Here is a 16,729-nt window from a genome sequence, read left to right on the forward strand (position 1 = left end):
CGCGGCTCACGCCCCGCTCCGCCATGCCCGCGTGCCGTTCGCCGCCGTGGGTCTGGCCCCGCCACCCGCCCCGAAGGCCGGTCCCATGCCCAGCTCCGTCCCCGCCCTGTCGCCGCCCGTCAACCCTTCCGTGTCGCAGCGCCGTTCGCACCGGGCCCGACCGAGACAGCCGGCGCTGCTCAGCCGCTATCTCGGCTATGTCGGCTACTTCGTCGGGACCGGACTGATCAGCGGTGCCGTGGTGCACCACCCGCTCGACCCGGCCCGGTACACCGTGATCGGCCTGGCCGGGGCAGCGCTCTTCCTGGTCGCCGCGCTGGCCGCCGAGCTCCGGCGCCCCGGCCGTACGTCGGTGGGGCGGCTGCTGCTGGTGCTCGGCAGTTCGCTCGCGCTCTCGTTCGGCATCGGGATGCTGAGCGGTGGCCTCCAGCACTTCGAGGACTTCCCGGCCCGGGCGGCGGCGCTGATCCCGTCCGGCCTGCTGCTCTCCTTCCTGGCCTACACCGTCAAGGAGGCCGACCGCCCGGTCCGGCGGGCCCTCGGGCTGCCCGGCCTGGTGGTGCTGGTGGCGGCGGTGCTCGCGTACGGCGGGCTGAACCGGCTGGCGGCCGGGATGGCCGTGCCCGCCGACGGTCACAGCCACAGTCACGGCGCGGAGGTCGAAGAGCACCCGGCCCCGGCCACACCGGCCGCGACGCCCCCGGCTGTGGTCCCTTCAGCAGCTCCGTCGGTTGCTCCGCCGGTCGCCCCGTCTGTTGCTCCGTCGCCGAGCAAGTCGGGCCACTTCGCCGACGGGCACCAGCATTGAGGAATACCCCCTGGGGGTATATGGTTCCGGTGTCCGAAGGGACGACGAGCACGGGGAGATCCGATGAACCACGAGCACGGACAGCACGAGCACCAGACCCGGGCGGGCAGCTGGCGGAACGCCGCGCAGGCGACCCTGCACTGCCTCACCGGCTGCGCCATCGGCGAGATCCTCGGCCTGGTGATCGGGACCGCCCTCGGTCTGCACACCGGGACGACCGTCGTGCTGTCCGTTCTGCTGGCCTTCGTCTTCGGCTACGCGCTCACCATGCGCGGCGTCCTGCGGGCGGGCCTGGACCTGCGTGGCGCGTTGAAGGTCGCACTGGCAGCTGACACCGTGTCGATCGTGGTGATGGAGCTGGTGGACAACAGCGTCATGGTCGGGGTCCCCGGCGCGATGGACGCCGGTCTGGACAGCCTGCTGTTCTGGGGTTCGCTGGCCTTCTCGCTGGTGGTCGCCTTCGTGCTGACCGTCCCGGTGAACCGCTGGCTGATCTCCAAGGGCCGGGGCCACGCCGTGGTCCACGCCCACCACCACTGACCCGCCCTCAGCCAAGGATTTCGCCGCCATGCACCCCGAACGCCGCCGCCACCGAGCCCACCTGCGGGTGCTGCTCGTCCTGGCCACGCTGCTCGGGGTGCTGGCCATGCACGGCCTCGGCGCGGTGCCGGCCGGCTCGACCCCGTCCGCGATGAGCGCGGAGCACCACGCGCACGACCCGCACGACGAGGGCGACGGCGGCGGCAACAACGGCCACGACAGCCACGCCGGGCCGATGTGCCTCTCCGGCGCGGTGGCAACCCCCTTCGCCCCGGGCCCGCCAGGACCGGCGGCACCGTACGCGTCCGGTGTGGCCGCCCCCGCTCCGGTCGGCGCGACCACCGGCGAACCGGACGGCGGCCGGGCCCCGCCCAGCCTTGCCGAGCTGCAACTCCTGCGCAGATAGGCGGATCCGTACCGGACCGCCCAACTCACCTTCGTACGCAGGAGATCCACACCATGAACATCAAGCCGAACCGTCGCCTCCCGCTCGCCGCAGCAGCGCTGCTCGCGAGTGCCCTGCTGCTCACCGCCTGCGGCAGCGGCGGTGGCCACGACGCGCACAACGCCGCCCCGGCGGCCACGACGGCTGCCGCGGCCGCTGCCGGTGCCAAGGCGTACAACGCCGCCGACGTGGCCTTCGCCCAGGGCATGATCCCGCACCACCGACAGGCCCTGGAGATGGCCGAGTTGGCGGCCGGCCGGGCCGCCTCGCCCGAGGTCAGGCAGCTCGCCGCCGCGATCCGGGCCGCCCAGGACCCGGAGATCGCCACCATGTCCGGCTGGCTGACCGGCTGGGGCGAGCAGGTTCCACCGCTCGGCGCGGCCGGTGCGCACGCCGGTCACGGCGGTGCCGGGGCGGCGGGGATGATGACCGAGGCCGAGATGGCCTCGCTGAAGGACGCCACCGGGGCGGCCTTCGACACCGCCTTCCTGAAGCTGATGGTGGCTCACCACACCGGGGCCGTCGAGATGGCCAAGGCCGAGCAGAGCAAGGGGGGTTACGCCCCGGCGAAGGAGCTGGCGGGTGCGGTGATCAGCGGCCAGAGCGCCGAGATCGAGCAGATGAACAAGCTGCTCGGCTGACCTCGTAGGACCGGCTGGCGGCCTGTCAAAGATCGTACTGTCGGAGCGCGATGGCAGAGTGGGGCCATGACCGAACCTGTGAAGGGCCCCGCCAGCTACTTCCCGTCGATCGAGCAGAAGTACGGCCGGCCGATCGCCGAGTGGCAGGAGCTGATCCGATCCTCGCCGCTGACCAAGCACCTGGAGCTGGTGGGCTGGCTCAAGGCCGAGCACGGTCTCGGGCACGGCCACGCCAACGCACTGGTCGCGTACACGCTGGCCGAGGACAGTAAGAGCTGAACCACGGCCTGCGCCGCGGTCACCCCAGGGGGTGGCCGCAGCGCAGGTTCCACCGGCCGGAGCGGCCGGTCAGTTCGGTGGCGGTGAGCGGCGGTACGTCGATCCGCCAGAACGCCTGGGCCGGTACGGCGAGCGCGTGCACCACGGCCGCCCGGATCAGCTCGGGTTCGGCCACCGCCAGTACCTGGCCGTCCGGGAGTGCGGTCAGCCAGTCGGCCGTCCGGGCGCAGAGCGCGGTCAGTGACTCGCCGCCGTGCGGCGCGGCGTCCGGGTCGGCGAGCCACTGACCGAGGGCCTCCGGTTCGGCGCCGGCCACCTCGTCCAGGGTCCGGCCCCGCCAGCGTCCCATCGACCAGCCCGCCGGGCCTGTTGCGCCCGTCAGCCCGAGCGCCTCGGCGGTCTCCCGGCAGCGCGCGGTGGGGGAGACCAGCACCGCCCCGTCGGCCCGGACACTCCCGGCCGCCGCCTCGGCCCGGCTCCGCCCGACGGCGTCCAGCGGCTCCCCGTCCTCGAACCGGGCCCCGCGCAGCGCGGCCCCGATCGCCGGTGAGATGAACATCACCCGTACCGTCATCCCGCTCTCTCCCTCTGCTCAACTGCCGGTCACCGATACCCGATCGGCCACCGCCCGGCGCACTGGGGCGGAGCGCACTCCGGTACGCGCTCCCTTGGCTGCCTCCCCCGAATGGCGGTACGGTTCGCAGCGACATGACGACGGCAGGACGGAAGCCGGTGAGAACCCGGCACGGTCGCGCCACTGTATGCCGAGCAGGACCCCACCCAGGTGCGGGAACTGCCGGTGAGTCAGACCCGAGGGTCGTCGTCCGAGCTCCAACGACTGGGACGCGCGTTCCCCAAGGAGGTCCTGCCATGGCTCAGGCCATCGTCTCCCCTGCCACCGAGGTCGCCGAGACCCTGCCGATCCGGGCACTGCTGCCCTGGGCGGTCTTCCTCGGCACCCTGATGCTGGTGCTGCTCTACTTCGTCGGCGCCGAACAGGGCGCCACCTCCGTGTTCTCCGGCGCCTCCGTGCACGAGTGGGTGCACGACGGGCGCCACCTGCTCGGCTTCCCCTGCCACTGACGGAGAACACGCACATGCCTTCGTCAACTGTCAGAAACCTGCTGGTCCGTGGCATGCTCGCGGGCCTGATCGCCGGGGTGCTGGTTTTCGCGTTCGCCTTCCTGGTGGGTGAGCCGTCGGTCGACGACTCGATCGCCCTGGAGAGCGCCGCTTCGGCGCCGCAGCACGTCCACGGCGGGGACACCGCCGCCGCCCCGGCGGCCCCGGCCGCCGAGGAGGAGGAACTGGTCAGCCGGTCGGTGCAGTCCACCTTCGGGCTGGCGACCGCCACCATGGTCTACGGCGTCGCGCTCGGTGGCATCGCCGCCCTGGTGTACTGCTTCGCGCTCGGCCGGATCGGCCGCTTCTCGCCCAGGGCGACCGCAGCCCTGGTCTCGGCGGCCGCGTTCACCACCGTCTACCTGGTGCCGTTCCTCAAGTACCCGGCCACGCCACCCGCGGTGGGCAACCCGGACACCATCGGCAAGCGCACCACGCTGTTCTTCCTGATGATCCTGCTCAGCGTGCTGCTCGCGGTCGCGGCCGTCATCCTCGGCCGCCGCCTCGCCCCGCGCCTGGGCAACTGGAACGCCTCGGTGCTGGCCGGCCTCGCCTTCGCGGTCGCCGTCACCCTGGCCTTCGTCCTGCTGCCGGGCAACGAGGACGCGGTCAAGGAGACCTTCCCGGCCGCCCTGCTGTGGCAGTTCCGGCTGGCCTCCCTGGGCATCCAGGCCGTCCTGTGGACCGCCTTCGCCCTGGTCTTCGGCCACTTCGCGGAGCGCCTGCTGGCCCCCCGCCCGGCCCCGGCCACCCCGCCGGCCACGGCGGTCCCGGCCGCCTGACCCACCGTCACCACCCCCTCGGGGCCTGCCGCACGCGCGACCGTCGGCAGGCCCCGAGGCGTTTTTCTCAGGTCAGGCCTTCTTGCGCAGGCCCATCAGCAGGTCGACCGTCAGGAACGCTGCCAGCGAGATGCCCAGCAGCGGGAGGAACCAGCCCACGGCGAGGGCAGCCAGGGCCAGGGAGGCGGCGGCCTTGGGGGACTGGCGCCAGGCGCCGGCGGGGTAGGGGCGGCCGAAGGTGCGGGGGCCGGGGCGGCGGTGCCACCACATGCGGTAGCCGAGCAGGGTCATCGCGATCAGGCCGGCGGCCAGGGCGATCAGGGCGAGTTCGTTGGCCAGGCCGAAGGTGAGGCCCATGTGCAGGTCGATGCCGAAGCGGGTGAGCTTGGCGCCGAGGGGGTAGTCGGCGAAGCGCAGTTCGGAGGAGACGGTGGCGTCGGTGGGGTCGATCGCGACCTGGTCCAGGCGGACCGGCCACTGCTTGTCGATCTCCTTGACCGCGTAGGCCTTGCCCGCGGCCTTCGGCGGGACGAGTTCGACCGGTCCGTCGATGCCGGCGGCGGCCGCGGCGGCCATCACCTGGTCGACGCCGACCGGGGCGGCGGGGGCGCCGGKGGGGTCGGCGTGGCCCTCGKGGGCGGAGTGGTCACCGCCGCCGGTGGCGGTGGCCAGGGCGGGGGTGGTCCAGCTCAGTGAGGTGCGGAGCTGGTCGATGTGGTCACCGGCGTAGGTGGACCAGGTGAGGCCGGTGGCGGACAGGCCGAGCAGGCCGACGGCGGCCCAGAGGCCGAGCGCGCCGTGCCAGGAGAGCGAGCGCCGACGGCCCGTCAGACCCGCCTCGGGCCGGGCGTACCGCTTGCGACGACGGCCGAACCAGAGTGCGAGCCCGCCGAGCACCACCACCCAGAGCCAGCTGGCGGCCAGTTCGCTGTAGATCCGGCCGGGCTCACCGAGCTGGAGGTTGGCGTGCAGCTTGGAGAGCCAGGCCCGGAAGGGGAGTGCGCCTGAGCTGCCGTAGCTGGCCAGCGCGCCGCGCACCTCGGCGGTGTACGGGTCGACGAAGACCGCGAGCTTGAGGCCCTCGTCGAGGGTCGGCACGTTCAGCAGGACCTGGGTGGTGGCCTCCGGGTCGTCGGAGGTGCGGACCAGGGCGAGCTTGCCCTCGGGGTGGGCGGCCGTGGCGGCGTCGATCTGCCGGGACAGCGGCAGGGCGGCGGTGTCGACCTGGGAGACCGTCAGCTGGTCGGAGTAGACGAAGCGTTCTATCTGGTACGAGCCCGCGTACAGCAGGCCGCTGACGGCGGCGACCAGCAGGAAGGGGGCGATCAGGATGCCCGCGCAGAAGTGCAGGCGGAGCAGCAGCGGACGGAGCCCGGCCCAGGCGGAGGGCTTGGCGGGGGTCGCCTCGGCGGGCGGTCGTTCGGTTTCGGACAGCATGAAGCAGCTCTCTCCGGCTCAGGAGGACGTGCGCACTCGACGGTGCGTCACGGTGAGGGGAAGGTCCGGCCGCAGGTGCGGAAGAAGGCACGGCGGAACGGACCGGCGGCACCCGGAAAACGGGCACGGCCGACCACCGGGCGCCCGATGGGCCCGGTTTCAGGAGCAGGAGAGAGTGGGTGGCCCGCGCCGCGAGACGGCGGCGGAGAGCAGCAACAGCAGCGCGGGCGCCGGGCTGTACCGGAACGTCAGGCCGCGCGGCCGGGGGAGGGCGGGGACGGTGGGTGCGGCGGTGACCAGTCTGACCAGCCAGCCGCCGACGGCGACGGCCGCGCCGAGCAGCAGCCCGGCCAGGGCGTGTTCGCCCTGGGCCAGCCACCAGGCGCAGACCAGCGCGAGCACGGCGTGCACCAGGAGCATCTGCGGCTCGATCGACATCGACATCGGCAGCTGCTCGGCCGAGGCGGCCGGCATCTCGTGCGCCATCTCATGAGCCATGCCGTGCGCCATGCCGTGATGGTGCATCGGCTGACGCTCCGGCACCGCACCCAGCCCGAACAGGTGGTGCAGCCCGTACTGGGTGGCGAAGCACGCCCCCAGCAGCGCCCCGAGGCCCCGGCGCTGCCCGGCCAGCAGGTAGCCGCCGCCGGCCGTCAGGCCGACCGCGAGCCCGAGCATCCCGGGCTGGACCGGAGCCCCGCCGGCCAACCGGTGCACCCCGAGCGACGCGGCCGCACACACCGCCGCGAAGGCGACGGCGCGGAACGCGCGGAACAGGGGCTGGCCGGTATGCACTGAGGAAGGATGACAGACCCGACGCCCGCCCGGCAGAGGGGGTGACCGGTCCGTCAGGTCCGGCCACCCCGCTTCGTCACTGCTCGGCGGCGGCGGTCACAGCGAGCGCCGGACGTCCACGGCCGCCGCCACCAGGGCGGCCAGCGCGGGCCTGACCTCGGCCCAGCTGCGGGTCTTCAGGCCGCAGTCGGGGTTGACCCAGAGGCGTTCGGCGGGCACCGACTTGAGGGCGGTCCGCAGCAGCTCGGCCATCGCGTCGGCGGTCGGCACCCGGGGGGAGTGGATGTCGTACACGCCGGGGCCGACCTCCCTCGGGTAGTCGCCGAGTTCGCCGGTGACGGCCATCCGGGAGCGGGCCGCCTCCAGCGAGATCACGTTGGCGTCCAGTTCCTCGATCGCGGTCAGGATGTCGCCGAACTCGGCGTAGCACATGTGGGTGTGCACCTGGGTCGAGGGCAGTACCCCGGAGGTGCTGAGCCGGAACGCCTCGGTGGCCCAGGCCAGGTAGCCGGCATGGGCGGCCCGGCGCAGCGGCAGCGTCTCGCGCAGCGCGGGCTCATCCACCTGGATCACCGCCGCGCCGGCCGCCTCCAGGTCGGCCACCTCGTCCCGCAGGGCCAGCGCGACCTGCCGGGCGGTGTCCGCGAGCGGCTGGTCGTCCCGGACGAACGACCAGGCCAGCATGGTGACCGGGCCGGTCAGCATGCCCTTGACCGGACGCTCCGTCAGGGCCTGCGCGGTACGGAACCACTCGACCGTCATCGGGGCGGGCCTGGCCACGTCGCCCGCGATCACCGGCGGCCGGACGTACCGGCTGCCGTAGGACTGCACCCAGCCGTGCCGGGTGGTCAGGAAGCCGGTCAGCTGCTCGGCGAAGTACTGCACCATGTCGTTGCGTTCGGGCTCGCCGTGCACCAGCACGTCCAGACCGGCCAGCTCCTGGAAGGCGATCACCTCGCCCACCTCGGCGGCGATCCGCTCCTCGTACGCGGCCCGGTCGAGCCGGCCCGAGCGCAGCTCGGCGCGGGCGGCCCGGAGCGCGTCGGTCTGCGGGAAGGAGCCGATCGTGGTGGTCGGCAGTGGGGGCAGGCCGAGCCTGGCCTGCTGGGCGGCGGCACGCTCGGGGTACGGGGCGGCCCGCCGGGCGTCCCCGGGGGTGACGGTGGCGCAGCGGGCCCGGACCGCAGGGTCGTGGGTGAGCGCGGAGGCGCTCCGGGAGGCGCGGGCGGCCCGGTTGGCGGCCAGCTGCGGGGCGACCGCGTCCCGGCCCTCGGTGAGGGCCCGGGCCAGCGTGACCGTCTCGGTCACCTTCTGCCGGGCGAAGGCCAGCCAGCGCTGCACCTGTGGGTCCAACTCCCGCTCCAGGCCCGCGTCCAGCGGCACGTGCAGCAGCGAGCAGGACGGTGCCACGTCGACCCGCCCGGCCAGTCCGAGCAGCGGGACCAGGGTGGCCAAGGCCTGCTCCAGGTCGGCGGCCCAGACGTTGCGGCCGTCGATCACGCCCGCGATCAGCCGCTTGCCCGGCAGGCCGCCGAGTGCGGCCAGCGCGGGCAGGTTGGCGGCGGCGGGGCCGGTGAAGTCCAGCGCCAGGCCCTCCACCGGGGCCTTGGCGAGCACCGGCAGCGCCTCGCCGAGGGCGTCGAAGTAGGACGCCACCAGCAGCTTCGGACGGTCGGTCAGGGCGCCCAGGTCGCGGTAGGCGCGGGCGGCGGCGTTCAGCTCGGCCGGGGTGCGGTCCTGGACCAGCGCGGGCTCGTCCAGCTGGACCCAGTCGGCGCCGGCCGCCCGCAGGGTGGCGAGCAGTTCGGCGTACACCGGCAGCAGCCGGTCCAGCAGGGTGAGCGGCTGGAAGTCGGCGGCCACGCCCTCGGCGGGCTTGGCCAGCAGCAGGAAGGTGACCGGCCCGAGCAGTACCGGACGGGTGGTCAGCCCGGCCGCCCTGGCCTCGGCGAACTCGGCCAGCGGCTTGGCCGGGTCGGCCCGGAACACACTGTCGGGGCCGAGCTCGGGCACCAGGTAGTGGTAGTTGGTGTCGAACCACTTGGTCATCTCCAGCGGCGCCGCCTCGGCGGTGCCCCGGGCCATCGCGAAGTAGACCGCGAGCCGCTGCTCGGCGTCAGCGTCGGCGTCGGTGCTGTCGGCCGGGGCGAGCGCCGCGTGCCGGGGCGGGATCGCGCCGAGCATCCAGGCCGCGTCCAGCACGTGGTCATACAGCGAGAAGTGATTGCTGGGCAGTTCGCCGAGGCTGGCCCCGGCGAGGGCGGTGAAGGTCTTCCGGCGCAGTTCGGCGGCGGTGGCGAGCAGCTCGGCGGCGCTGCTGCGGCCGGACCAGTGGCGCTCGACGGCCTTCTTCAACTCACGGTCGGGGCCCTGCCGGGGGTAGCCGTGCAGGGTGGCGACGGTGGTGGGGGTGATGCCGGTCACGGAACTCTCCTTCGCGAGTTCGCGCGGGCCAGGAGGCGCGGGTACACGAAGGACCGGGCGATCCGTCAAGGAGCTGCCCGTGCCGCCGCCGACCCGCCCACGAGGTCCCGGTGTGAGGCCACGCTCCGCCGGTCGCGGGCGCGTGGGCAGTGGCAGGTCTTCGGACTCGCGGGCTCGCCGGGTACCGGCTCCTACCGGCCGTCGCTTCCCGAACGCGCTTGCGTCCAGTGCTAGTTGACGGCTTTCGTTCCCACTCACCGCTGCGGGGCAGTTCCGGACTCACACCGGATTCCCTCTTGCGACACCCTGCCTGGCGGACAGGGCGAACCAGCTGCACGGACCACCCTAGACCCTCCGTCCGACAGTCCGTCAGAAAAGCCGCCCGGGGGTCTTTGCCGATCTGTGACCACCCCCGGTGTGGGCAAGTGCTTAGGCATGGCTTAGCTTACTCCTGGGTGAGGGTGTCCTAAGTAGCCTCCGCCCGTCCCTCAAGCCGTCCCCGTCCGTGGAGTCCTGATGCCCGTCCGTCGCCCGCACCTCGCCGCGCTGCTCTCTCTCGCAGTGGCCGGAGCCGCGCTGACCGCCTGCACCGAGCAGAAGAAGGACGTCTCCTCGGACGGTGCGATCCAGGTGAACGCCTCGGACAGCTCCTGCGAGCTGTCGAAGACCAGCTTCCCGGCCGGTGCGGTCAACTTCGCGGTGCAGAACAAGGGTTCCAAGGTCACCGAGGTCTACGTCTACGCCGCGGGCGACAAGATCGTGGCCGAGCGGGAGAACATCGGGCCCGGCACCAAGGCCGCCATCACCTCCGAGATCAAGGCCGGCGAGTACGAGGTCGCCTGCAAGCCGGGCATGACCGGCGACGGCATCCGGCAGAAGATCACCGTGACCGGTGCCGGCGCCCCGGCCAAGGGTGACCCGCGCCTGGACAAGGCGGTCGCCGACTACCGCAAGTACGTGCAGGAGCAGGCCGACGCCACCATCCCGCTGGTGCAGAAGTTCGCCGACGCGATCAAGGCCGGGGACCTGGAGGGCGCCAAGGCGGCCTTCGCCCCGTCCCGGGTCGGCTGGGAGCGGACCGAGCCGGTGGCCGAGAGCTTCGGTGACATCGACCCGAAGACCGACGTCCGCGAGGACGGCCTGGAGCCCGGCCAGGAGTGGACCGGCTGGCACAAGCTGGAGAAGTCGCTCTGGGAGGCCGGCGCGATCACCGATGCCGACAAGAAGCTTGCCGACCAGCTGGTCAGCGACCTGAAGGAGTGGCAGAAGGTGGTCGGCACCGCCGACATCACCGCCACCAGCATGGCCAACGGTGCCAAGGAGCTGCTGGACGAGGTCGCCACCGGCAAGGTCACCGGCGAGGAGGACCGCTACAGCCACACCGACCTGTCCGACTTCGCGGGCAACGTCGAGGGCGCGCTGAAGGCGTACGAGCTGATCAAGCCGGTCGCCGCCGAGAAGGACCCGGAGCTGGCCAAGACCCTGGACCAGGAGTTCGCCGCGCTGCAGGCGATGCTCGCCAAGTACAAGCAGGGCGACAGCTACACCTCGTACGACAAGGTCGCCGAGCCGGAGCGGAAGGCCTTCTCGGACGCCGTCAACGCGCTCGCCGAGCCGCTGTCCAAGCTCGCCGCCGCCGTCGTGGTCAAGTAAGGCCTGAGGGAGAGTCATGAGCGAGCAGACGCAGGAACCCGCCGTGGAGCAGGGCCAGCAGGACCAGCAGCCCAAGGGCTCGGTCAGCCGACGCGCCGTCATCGGCTGGGCCGGGGCCGGGGTGGCGCTGGGCGCCGCCGCGGTCGGCACGGTGGCCGCGGCCACCCAGGGCTCGGACGAGCAGGCCGAGGCCGCCCTCAAGGCGGTCCCCGACATCGAGTTCTACGGCGAGCACCAGGCCGGCATCGCCACCCCGGTCCAGGACCGGCTGCACTTCGCGGCCTTCGACGTCTCCACCACCAGCCGGGACGCCCTGATCCGGGTGCTCAAGGAGTGGACCAAGGCGGCCGCGGTGATGACCGGCGGCCGCGAGGTCGGCGCCGGGGCGACCGGCCTGGCCGAGGCTCCGCCGGACGACACCGGCGAGGCGCTGGGCCTGCCCGCCTCCCGGCTGACCCTGACCATCGGTTTCGGCCCGACGCTGTTCGAGAAGGACGGCAAGGACCGGTTCGGCCTCAAGGCCAAGCGGCCCGAGGGCCTGATCGACCTGCCGCCGTTCCCGCACGACAACCTGGACCCGGCCCGCAGCGGCGGCGACATCTGTGTGCAGGCCTGCGCCGACGACCCGCAGGTGGCGGTGCACGCGATCCGCAACCTGGCCCGGATCGGGATGGGCGTGGTCACCGTGCGCTGGTCCCAGCTCGGCTTCGGCAAGACCTCCTCCACCACGCCCGAGGCACAGACCCCGCGCAACCTGATGGGTTTCAAGGACGGCACTCACAACGTCTCGGGCAAGGACACCCCGACCCTGGCCGAGCACGTCTGGGCCGCGCCCGGCGACGGCCCGGAGTGGATGACCGGCGGCTCGTACCTGGTGTCCCGGCGGATCCGGATGCACATCGAGACCTGGGACCGCACCCCGCTCTCCGAGCAGGAGGACATCTTCGGCCGGACCAAGCGCGAGGGTGCCCCGTTCGGCAAGCAGAAGGAGCACGACGCCCCCGACCTGGAGGCGATGCCGAAGGACTCGCACGTCCGGCTGGCGCACCCGGACAGCAACAGCGGAGCCAAGCTGCTCCGCCGGGGCTTCTCGTTCACCGACGGCTCGGACGGTCTCGGCCGACTGGAGGCCGGGCTGTTCTTCCTGGCGTACCAGCGCGACACCCGCAAGGCCTTCGTCCCGGTGCAGCGCAAGCTGGCTGCCACGGACGCCCTCAACGAGTACATCCAGCATGTCGGTTCGGCGCACTTCGCCTGCCCGCCGGGGGTCCGCAAGCCCGGTGAGTGGTGGGGTCAGTCGCTCTTCGGCTGACCTGCCCCACTCCTCACCCCCACAAGCACCGGAGGACACCCCCGTGTTCGGCAACTACCTGATCGGCCTGCGCGAGGGTCTCGAAGCCAGCCTGGTGGTCTGCATCCTGATCGCCTACCTGGTCAAGACCGACCGCCGGAAGGCGCTCGCCCCGGTCTGGACCGGCATCGGGGTGGCCGTCGGCCTGAGCATGGCGTTCGGCGCCCTGCTCACCTACGGCTCCAGCCAGCTCACCTTCCAGGCGGCCGAGACGCTCGGCGGCACGCTGTCGATCATCGCGGTCGGGCTGGTCACCTGGATGGTGTTCTGGATGCGCCGGACGGCCCGTCACCTCAAGACGGAGCTGCACGGCAAGCTGGACGCGGCGGTCGCGATGGGCACCGGTGCACTGGTGTTCACCGCCTTCCTGGCCGTCGGCCGGGAGGGCCTGGAGACCGCGCTGTTCATCTGGGCAGCGGTGGAGGCCACCAGCGACGGCGTCCGGCCACTGGTCGGCGCCTGCCTGGGGCTGCTCACCGCGATCTTCCTCGGCTGGCTGTTCTACCGGGGCGCGCTGAAGATCAACCTGGCCAAGTTCTTCACCTGGACCGGGGCGATGCTGGTCGTGGTGGCGGCCGGGGTGCTGGCCTACGGCCTGCACGACCTGCAGGAGGCCGACATCCTGCCGGGCCTGGCGAACCACGCCTTCGACATCAGCACGACCATCCCCCGGGACAGCTGGTACGGCACCCTGCTCAAGGGTGTCTTCAACTTCCAGCCAGACCCGACGAAGCTTCAGGTCTGGGCCTGGGGGCTGTACGTGGTGCCCACGCTGTACCTGTTCCTGCGCAAGCCGGGCAAGGCGGCCGCGCCTGCGAGCCCCGCGAGTCCCGTGAAGGCCGACGCGAGCTGACGCCCCGCCACCCGCCGCGTGTCCTTGGGCCCGCGTGGACCCCCGCGCCGAGCACCTGAGCGACGACGGGGGGCACCTGGAGCGCTCGGTGGTGGACGCAGCCGTGTACCGGGACGGCCACCGGACCGCCGGTGGCGACAGCCTGGCCGAGGTCTACCAGCAGGTGCCCGGCGAGCCCGGCACGATGGCCTGGATCGGCCTCTACCGGCCGGCCGAGGAGCAGATGCTGGAGGCCGCCGAACGGTTCGACCTGCACGAGCTCGCGGTCGAGGACGCCATCGTCGCCCACCAGCGGCCCAAGCTGGAGCGCTACGGCGCGACCCTGTTCGTGGTGCTCCGGGCGGCCCGCTACCTGGACGAGAGCGAGCAGGTCGACTTCGGCGAGATCCACCTCTTCGTCGGCCCGCAGTTCGTCCTGACGGTGCGCCACTCGCAGTCCCCGGACCTCTCGGTGGTCCGCCGCCGGCTGGAGGACGATCCGGAGCTGCTGGCGCTCGGCCCCGAGGCGGTGCTTTACGCCGTGCTGGACGCGGTGGTGGACGGCTACGCCCCGGTGATCGCCGGGCTTCAGCACGACATCGACGAGATCGAGACCGAGGTATTCAGCGGCGACCCCAAGGTCTCCCGACGGATCTACGAGCTCTCCCGCGAGGTGATCGAGTTCCAGCGCTCGACCCGTCCGCTGCTGGAGATCATGGCCAGCCTGGAGGCCGGCTTCGGCAAGTACGGCACCGACGAGGAGCTCCAGCGCTACCTGCGCGACGTGGCCGACCACGCCACCACCGCAGCCGAACGCGTCGACGGCTTCCGGCAGATGCTGCAGAACATCCTCACCGTCAACGCCACCCTGGTCTCGCAGGCGCAGAACGAGGAGATGAAGCAGCTGGCCGAGGCCGGGCACGCCCAGAACAACGAGATCAAGAAAGTATCTTCCTGGGCAGCCATCCTGTTCGCGCCGACCCTGATCGGCACCGTCTACGGGATGAACTTCGAGTACATGCCCGAGCTGGACTGGGTGTTCGGCTACCCGTTCGCGATCGGCCTGATGGTGCTGGTCTGCCTCGGGCTCTACCTGGTCTTCAAACGCCGCGACTGGCTCTGACGACGGCCCGGTTGCCCGGGCCGCCCGGATGGTCCGTCAGCTGTGCTGGGAGGATGGCGGGGTGAACGACGCACCAGGCTCCCCGATCCGGTCCGGTATCCCCGAGCACGGGCGGGTGCCCAAGTACTACGCGGTCAAGGCGGAGCTGGAAGCCCTGCTGGACGAGCTCGGCGAGGGCGGTGCGCTGCCCACCGAGCGTGAGCTGGCGGCCAGGTACGAGGTCTCCCGGGACACCCTCCGGCAGGCGGTGCGCGATCTGCTGATCCAGGGCAAGGTCCGCCGCCGGGGCCGCAGCACGGTGGCCGCCGGGCCCAAGCTGGAGCAGCCGCTCTCGCTGGCCAGCTACACCGAGGGCGTCCGCCGCCAGGGCCGGGTGCCGGGCCGGACCCTGATCGGCCTCGAACAGTTCGGTGCGGACGGGCAGTTGGCGGAGCAGCTGCGGCTGCCGGCCGGGGCGCCGGTCTGGCACCTGGAGCGGGTGCTGCTCGCCGACGGCGAGCGGGTCGGCCTGGAGAGCACCTATCTCGCGGTGGCCCGGATCCCGTCCCTGGAGCAGGAGTTCGACCCCGGCGCGTCGCTCTACGCGTTCCTGACCGAGAAGCTCGGCATCGAGTTCGGCGCGGCCGACGAACGGATCGAGACCGTCCTCGCCACCCCCCGCGAGGCCCTGCTGATCGGCACCCCGCCCGCCCTCCCGATGCTCCTGCTGCACCGCCTCACCCGGGACACCACCGGCGCCCCGCTGGAACGGGTCCGCTCGCTCTACCGGGGCGACCGTTTCAGCTTCACCACCCGCCTGGAGCCCGGTTCCTGAGCCTGGGTGGGCGCTCGGCCCGGGGTCTCTGTGGTCACGGAAAGGTAACGGGTCTGGACCGAAGTTCGGGTGCTGTTCACGCCGGGTACCGCAGTCGGGGGAGTCCGCGCCACCGGGTGGCCCGAGTGTGGTCCGCGCCCCGCTCCAGCTCTGACGCTTCCTCAGGAGGACGACGTGACCGCAGGACTCCCCAGGCGCAGCCTGCTCCTCGGCACCGCCGCGGCCGCACTCGCGGCCGGCCCGCTCGCCCGTACCGCTTTCGCCGCCACCGCCGCCCTGACCCCCAAGGTGCTGGTGATCGGTCTGGACGGCACCATGATCAACCGGGTCAAGGACGCCGACGCACCCAACCTGGACGCCCTGATGGCCGGGGGGCTCACCGCCGCCAGCAGCCTGTACGCCAACCCGATGGCCGAGACGTCCTCGGGCCCCGGCTGGACCACCATCGCCACCGGCGTCTGGCCGGACAAGCACAACGTCAAGGACAACAACTTCACCGCGCCCAACTTCACCGCCTACCCGGACTGGCTGACCCGGGTGGAGCGGGCCAACCCGGCACTGTCCACCTATGTGGTGGCGTCCTGGGCGCCGATCCCGGACACCATCTACTCGGCCACCGTCGACACCCGGGTGGCCACCCCGAGCGCCGAGTACGACGCGGGCACTACCTCCCGCGCGGTGGCGCGGATCCGGGACACCAACCCGGACGCGGTCTTCGTCCAGCTCGACAACGTCGACCACGCGGGTCACGCGAGCGGTTCGGCCAGCCAGGCGTACCTGGACGCGATCAAGGGCGTGGACGGCCAGGTCGGCCAGATCGTGGCGGCCGTCCGGGGGCGGGCCACGTACGCGCAGGAGAACTGGCTGATCATGATCACCGCCGACCACGGGCACACCCCCACCGGTGGCCACGGCGGGTCGACCTGGGAGGAGCGGCAGACCTTCGTGATCGCCAACGGCGGTGGCCACGCGGCGGGTTCGGTCCGCTACGACGTGCGGATGGTGGACATCGCGCCGACCGCGCTGGCCCACCTCGGGATCGCGATCGACCCGGCCTGGAACCTGGACGGCGCCCCGATCGCCGGCCTCACCCCGGACGCTTTCGACGCGCTGCGCCCGCAGCTGACCGGCCGGGTGGACGAGACCGGGATCGCGGCCGGCGTCATCGGCTTCACCCACACGGCGCCGAGCGGCTGGTCGGTGGACAACTCGGCGATGGGCACCGGCGGTGTCACCGAGTGGCGCGGCTGGTCGTTCACCACCGACGAGTTCTGGACCAAGACCCAGCGCGACCAGTACCGCGAGCTCAACGTCAGGGCCCGGAACGTCTTCGCGGTCGCCGACTCCGACGAGTGGGCCGACAAGTCCTTCTCGGGCAACTACGACACCACGCTGGTCAGCCCGGCCTACCCGGTCTCCGGCCTGGCCACCGTCAAGGTCGAGTACACCAGCTACTACCAGCAGGAAGGCGCCCAGACCGCCAAGGTGCTGGCCTCCTGGAACGGCGGCGCGCCGGTCCAGCTGGCCTCGTACAGCAGCCTGGTGAACGGTCGTCAGACCCACACCCTGACCGTCCCGGCCGGTGCCACCAATCTGCAGCTGCGGTTCCGCTACACCGGCAGCAACAACTGGTACTGGGTGGTCGACAACGTCCGGGTCTACGGCGTCTGATGCCCAACGCGG

Annotated in this window: 16 protein-coding genes, 1 pseudogene and 1 riboswitch; of the genes and pseudogenes, 13 read left to right on the forward strand and 4 right to left on the reverse strand. The window is 72.3% G+C overall.

Annotation, left to right across the window (positions count from 1 at the left end):
- From ACXJMZ_RS29055 to ACXJMZ_RS29075, 5 genes are all read left to right on the forward strand, one after another.
- A partial coding sequence (locus tag ACXJMZ_RS29055) for a hypothetical protein (RefSeq protein WP_457033011.1) occupies positions 1-808 on the forward strand: 808 nt, incomplete at its 5' end.
- 63 nt (positions 809-871) lie between these two features.
- Complete coding sequence (locus tag ACXJMZ_RS29060; protein WP_457033012.1) at positions 872-1,348, forward strand: DUF4396 domain-containing protein; 477 nt, start codon at positions 872-874, stop codon at positions 1,346-1,348.
- 28 nt (positions 1,349-1,376) lie between these two features.
- Positions 1,377-1,754, forward strand: coding sequence for a DUF6153 family protein (locus tag ACXJMZ_RS29065; RefSeq protein ID WP_457033013.1), 378 nt, complete (start codon positions 1,377-1,379; stop codon positions 1,752-1,754).
- Between the two features lie 53 nt (positions 1,755-1,807).
- Positions 1,808-2,434, forward strand: a complete 627-nt coding sequence (locus ACXJMZ_RS29070) for a DUF305 domain-containing protein (RefSeq protein ID WP_457033014.1) — start codon at positions 1,808-1,810, stop codon at positions 2,432-2,434.
- A gap of 66 nt (positions 2,435-2,500) precedes the next feature.
- A complete protein-coding gene (locus ACXJMZ_RS29075; RefSeq protein WP_457033015.1) occupies positions 2,501-2,713 on the forward strand; it encodes a DUF4287 domain-containing protein in 213 nt (70 codons plus the stop codon).
- Positions 2,714-2,732: 19 nt separating this feature from the next.
- Here the strand turns inward: ACXJMZ_RS29075 and ACXJMZ_RS29080 are convergent, their stop codons facing one another.
- Positions 2,733-3,287, reverse strand: coding sequence for a histidine phosphatase family protein (locus ACXJMZ_RS29080; protein ID WP_457033016.1), 555 nt, complete (start codon positions 3,285-3,287; stop codon positions 2,733-2,735).
- A 296-nt stretch (positions 3,288-3,583) separates the two neighbouring features.
- Here ACXJMZ_RS29080 and ACXJMZ_RS29085 point away from each other — a divergent pair, with 296 nt between their 5' ends.
- Entirely contained in the window at positions 3,584-3,796 is a 213-nt protein-coding gene (locus tag ACXJMZ_RS29085) for a CbtB domain-containing protein (RefSeq protein WP_457033017.1), read from the forward strand.
- Between the two features lie 14 nt (positions 3,797-3,810).
- Complete coding sequence (locus ACXJMZ_RS29090) at positions 3,811-4,617, forward strand: CbtA family protein (RefSeq protein WP_457033018.1); 807 nt, start codon at positions 3,811-3,813, stop codon at positions 4,615-4,617.
- Between the two features lie 72 nt (positions 4,618-4,689).
- Here ACXJMZ_RS29090 and ACXJMZ_RS29095 read toward each other — a convergent pair whose 3' ends face one another.
- The 3 genes from ACXJMZ_RS29095 to metE form a co-directional block, all read right to left on the reverse strand.
- Positions 4,690-6,054, reverse strand: a complete 1,365-nt coding sequence (locus tag ACXJMZ_RS29095) for a PepSY-associated TM helix domain-containing protein (protein ID WP_457033019.1) — start codon at positions 6,052-6,054, stop codon at positions 4,690-4,692.
- Between the two features lie 159 nt (positions 6,055-6,213).
- On the reverse strand, positions 6,214-6,849 hold the full coding sequence (locus ACXJMZ_RS29100; protein WP_457033020.1) for a hypothetical protein: 636 nt from the start codon (positions 6,847-6,849) through the stop codon (positions 6,214-6,216).
- Between the two features lie 96 nt (positions 6,850-6,945).
- Positions 6,946-9,273 carry a 5-methyltetrahydropteroyltriglutamate--homocysteine S-methyltransferase gene (gene metE / locus ACXJMZ_RS29105; protein ID WP_457033021.1) on the reverse strand — a complete coding sequence of 776 codons (2,328 nt, stop codon included), beginning with the start codon at positions 9,271-9,273 and terminating at the stop codon, positions 6,946-6,948.
- A 134-nt stretch (positions 9,274-9,407) separates the two neighbouring features.
- Positions 9,408-9,621, reverse strand: a riboswitch (cobalamin riboswitch).
- Between the two features lie 168 nt (positions 9,622-9,789).
- Between metE and efeO the strand changes: the two genes are divergently transcribed.
- From efeO to ACXJMZ_RS29135, 6 genes and pseudogenes are all read left to right on the forward strand, one after another.
- Positions 9,790-10,926 carry an iron uptake system protein EfeO gene (efeO, locus tag ACXJMZ_RS29110; protein ID WP_457033022.1) on the forward strand — a complete coding sequence of 379 codons (1,137 nt, stop codon included), beginning with the start codon at positions 9,790-9,792 and terminating at the stop codon, positions 10,924-10,926.
- Positions 10,927-10,942: 16 nt separating this feature from the next.
- The gene (gene efeB, locus ACXJMZ_RS29115) at positions 10,943-12,238 is read left to right on the forward strand and encodes an iron uptake transporter deferrochelatase/peroxidase subunit (RefSeq protein ID WP_457033023.1); all 1,296 of its coding nucleotides are present in this window, start codon (positions 10,943-10,945) and stop codon (positions 12,236-12,238) included.
- A gap of 43 nt (positions 12,239-12,281) precedes the next feature.
- Entirely contained in the window at positions 12,282-13,130 is an 849-nt protein-coding gene (gene efeU / locus ACXJMZ_RS29120) for an iron uptake transporter permease EfeU (protein WP_457033024.1), read from the forward strand.
- Between the two features lie 22 nt (positions 13,131-13,152).
- A pseudogene (locus ACXJMZ_RS29125) lies at positions 13,153-14,232 on the forward strand (magnesium and cobalt transport protein CorA); the annotation flags it as partial.
- A 28-nt stretch (positions 14,233-14,260) separates the two neighbouring features.
- Positions 14,261-15,046 (forward strand): GntR family transcriptional regulator, encoded by a 786-nt coding sequence (locus tag ACXJMZ_RS29130; RefSeq protein WP_457033025.1) that lies wholly within the window; start codon positions 14,261-14,263, stop codon positions 15,044-15,046.
- A gap of 174 nt (positions 15,047-15,220) precedes the next feature.
- Complete coding sequence (locus ACXJMZ_RS29135) at positions 15,221-16,717, forward strand: alkaline phosphatase family protein (RefSeq protein ID WP_457033026.1); 1,497 nt, start codon at positions 15,221-15,223, stop codon at positions 16,715-16,717.
- Positions 16,718-16,729: the final 12 nt, after the last annotated feature.

The organism is Kitasatospora sp. P5_F3 (genome assembly GCF_054049135.1).

Coding starts and splice junctions, on each gene's coding strand:
- ACXJMZ_RS29060 (WP_457033012.1), top strand. CDS start 872: ATGAACCACGAGCACGGACAGCACGAGCACCAGACCCGGGCGGGCAGC.
- ACXJMZ_RS29065 (WP_457033013.1), top strand. CDS start 1,377: ATGCACCCCGAACGCCGCCGCCACCGAGCCCACCTGCGGGTGCTGCTC.
- ACXJMZ_RS29070 (WP_457033014.1), top strand. CDS start 1,808: ATGAACATCAAGCCGAACCGTCGCCTCCCGCTCGCCGCAGCAGCGCTG.
- ACXJMZ_RS29075 (WP_457033015.1), top strand. CDS start 2,501: ATGACCGAACCTGTGAAGGGCCCCGCCAGCTACTTCCCGTCGATCGAG.
- ACXJMZ_RS29080 (WP_457033016.1), bottom strand. CDS start 3,287: ATGACGGTACGGGTGATGTTCATCTCACCGGCGATCGGGGCCGCGCTG.
- ACXJMZ_RS29085 (WP_457033017.1), top strand. CDS start 3,584: ATGGCTCAGGCCATCGTCTCCCCTGCCACCGAGGTCGCCGAGACCCTG.
- ACXJMZ_RS29090 (WP_457033018.1), top strand. CDS start 3,811: ATGCCTTCGTCAACTGTCAGAAACCTGCTGGTCCGTGGCATGCTCGCG.
- efeO (WP_457033022.1), top strand. CDS start 9,790: ATGCCCGTCCGTCGCCCGCACCTCGCCGCGCTGCTCTCTCTCGCAGTG.
- efeB (WP_457033023.1), top strand. CDS start 10,943: ATGAGCGAGCAGACGCAGGAACCCGCCGTGGAGCAGGGCCAGCAGGAC.
- ACXJMZ_RS29130 (WP_457033025.1), top strand. CDS start 14,261: ATGGTCCGTCAGCTGTGCTGGGAGGATGGCGGGGTGAACGACGCACCA.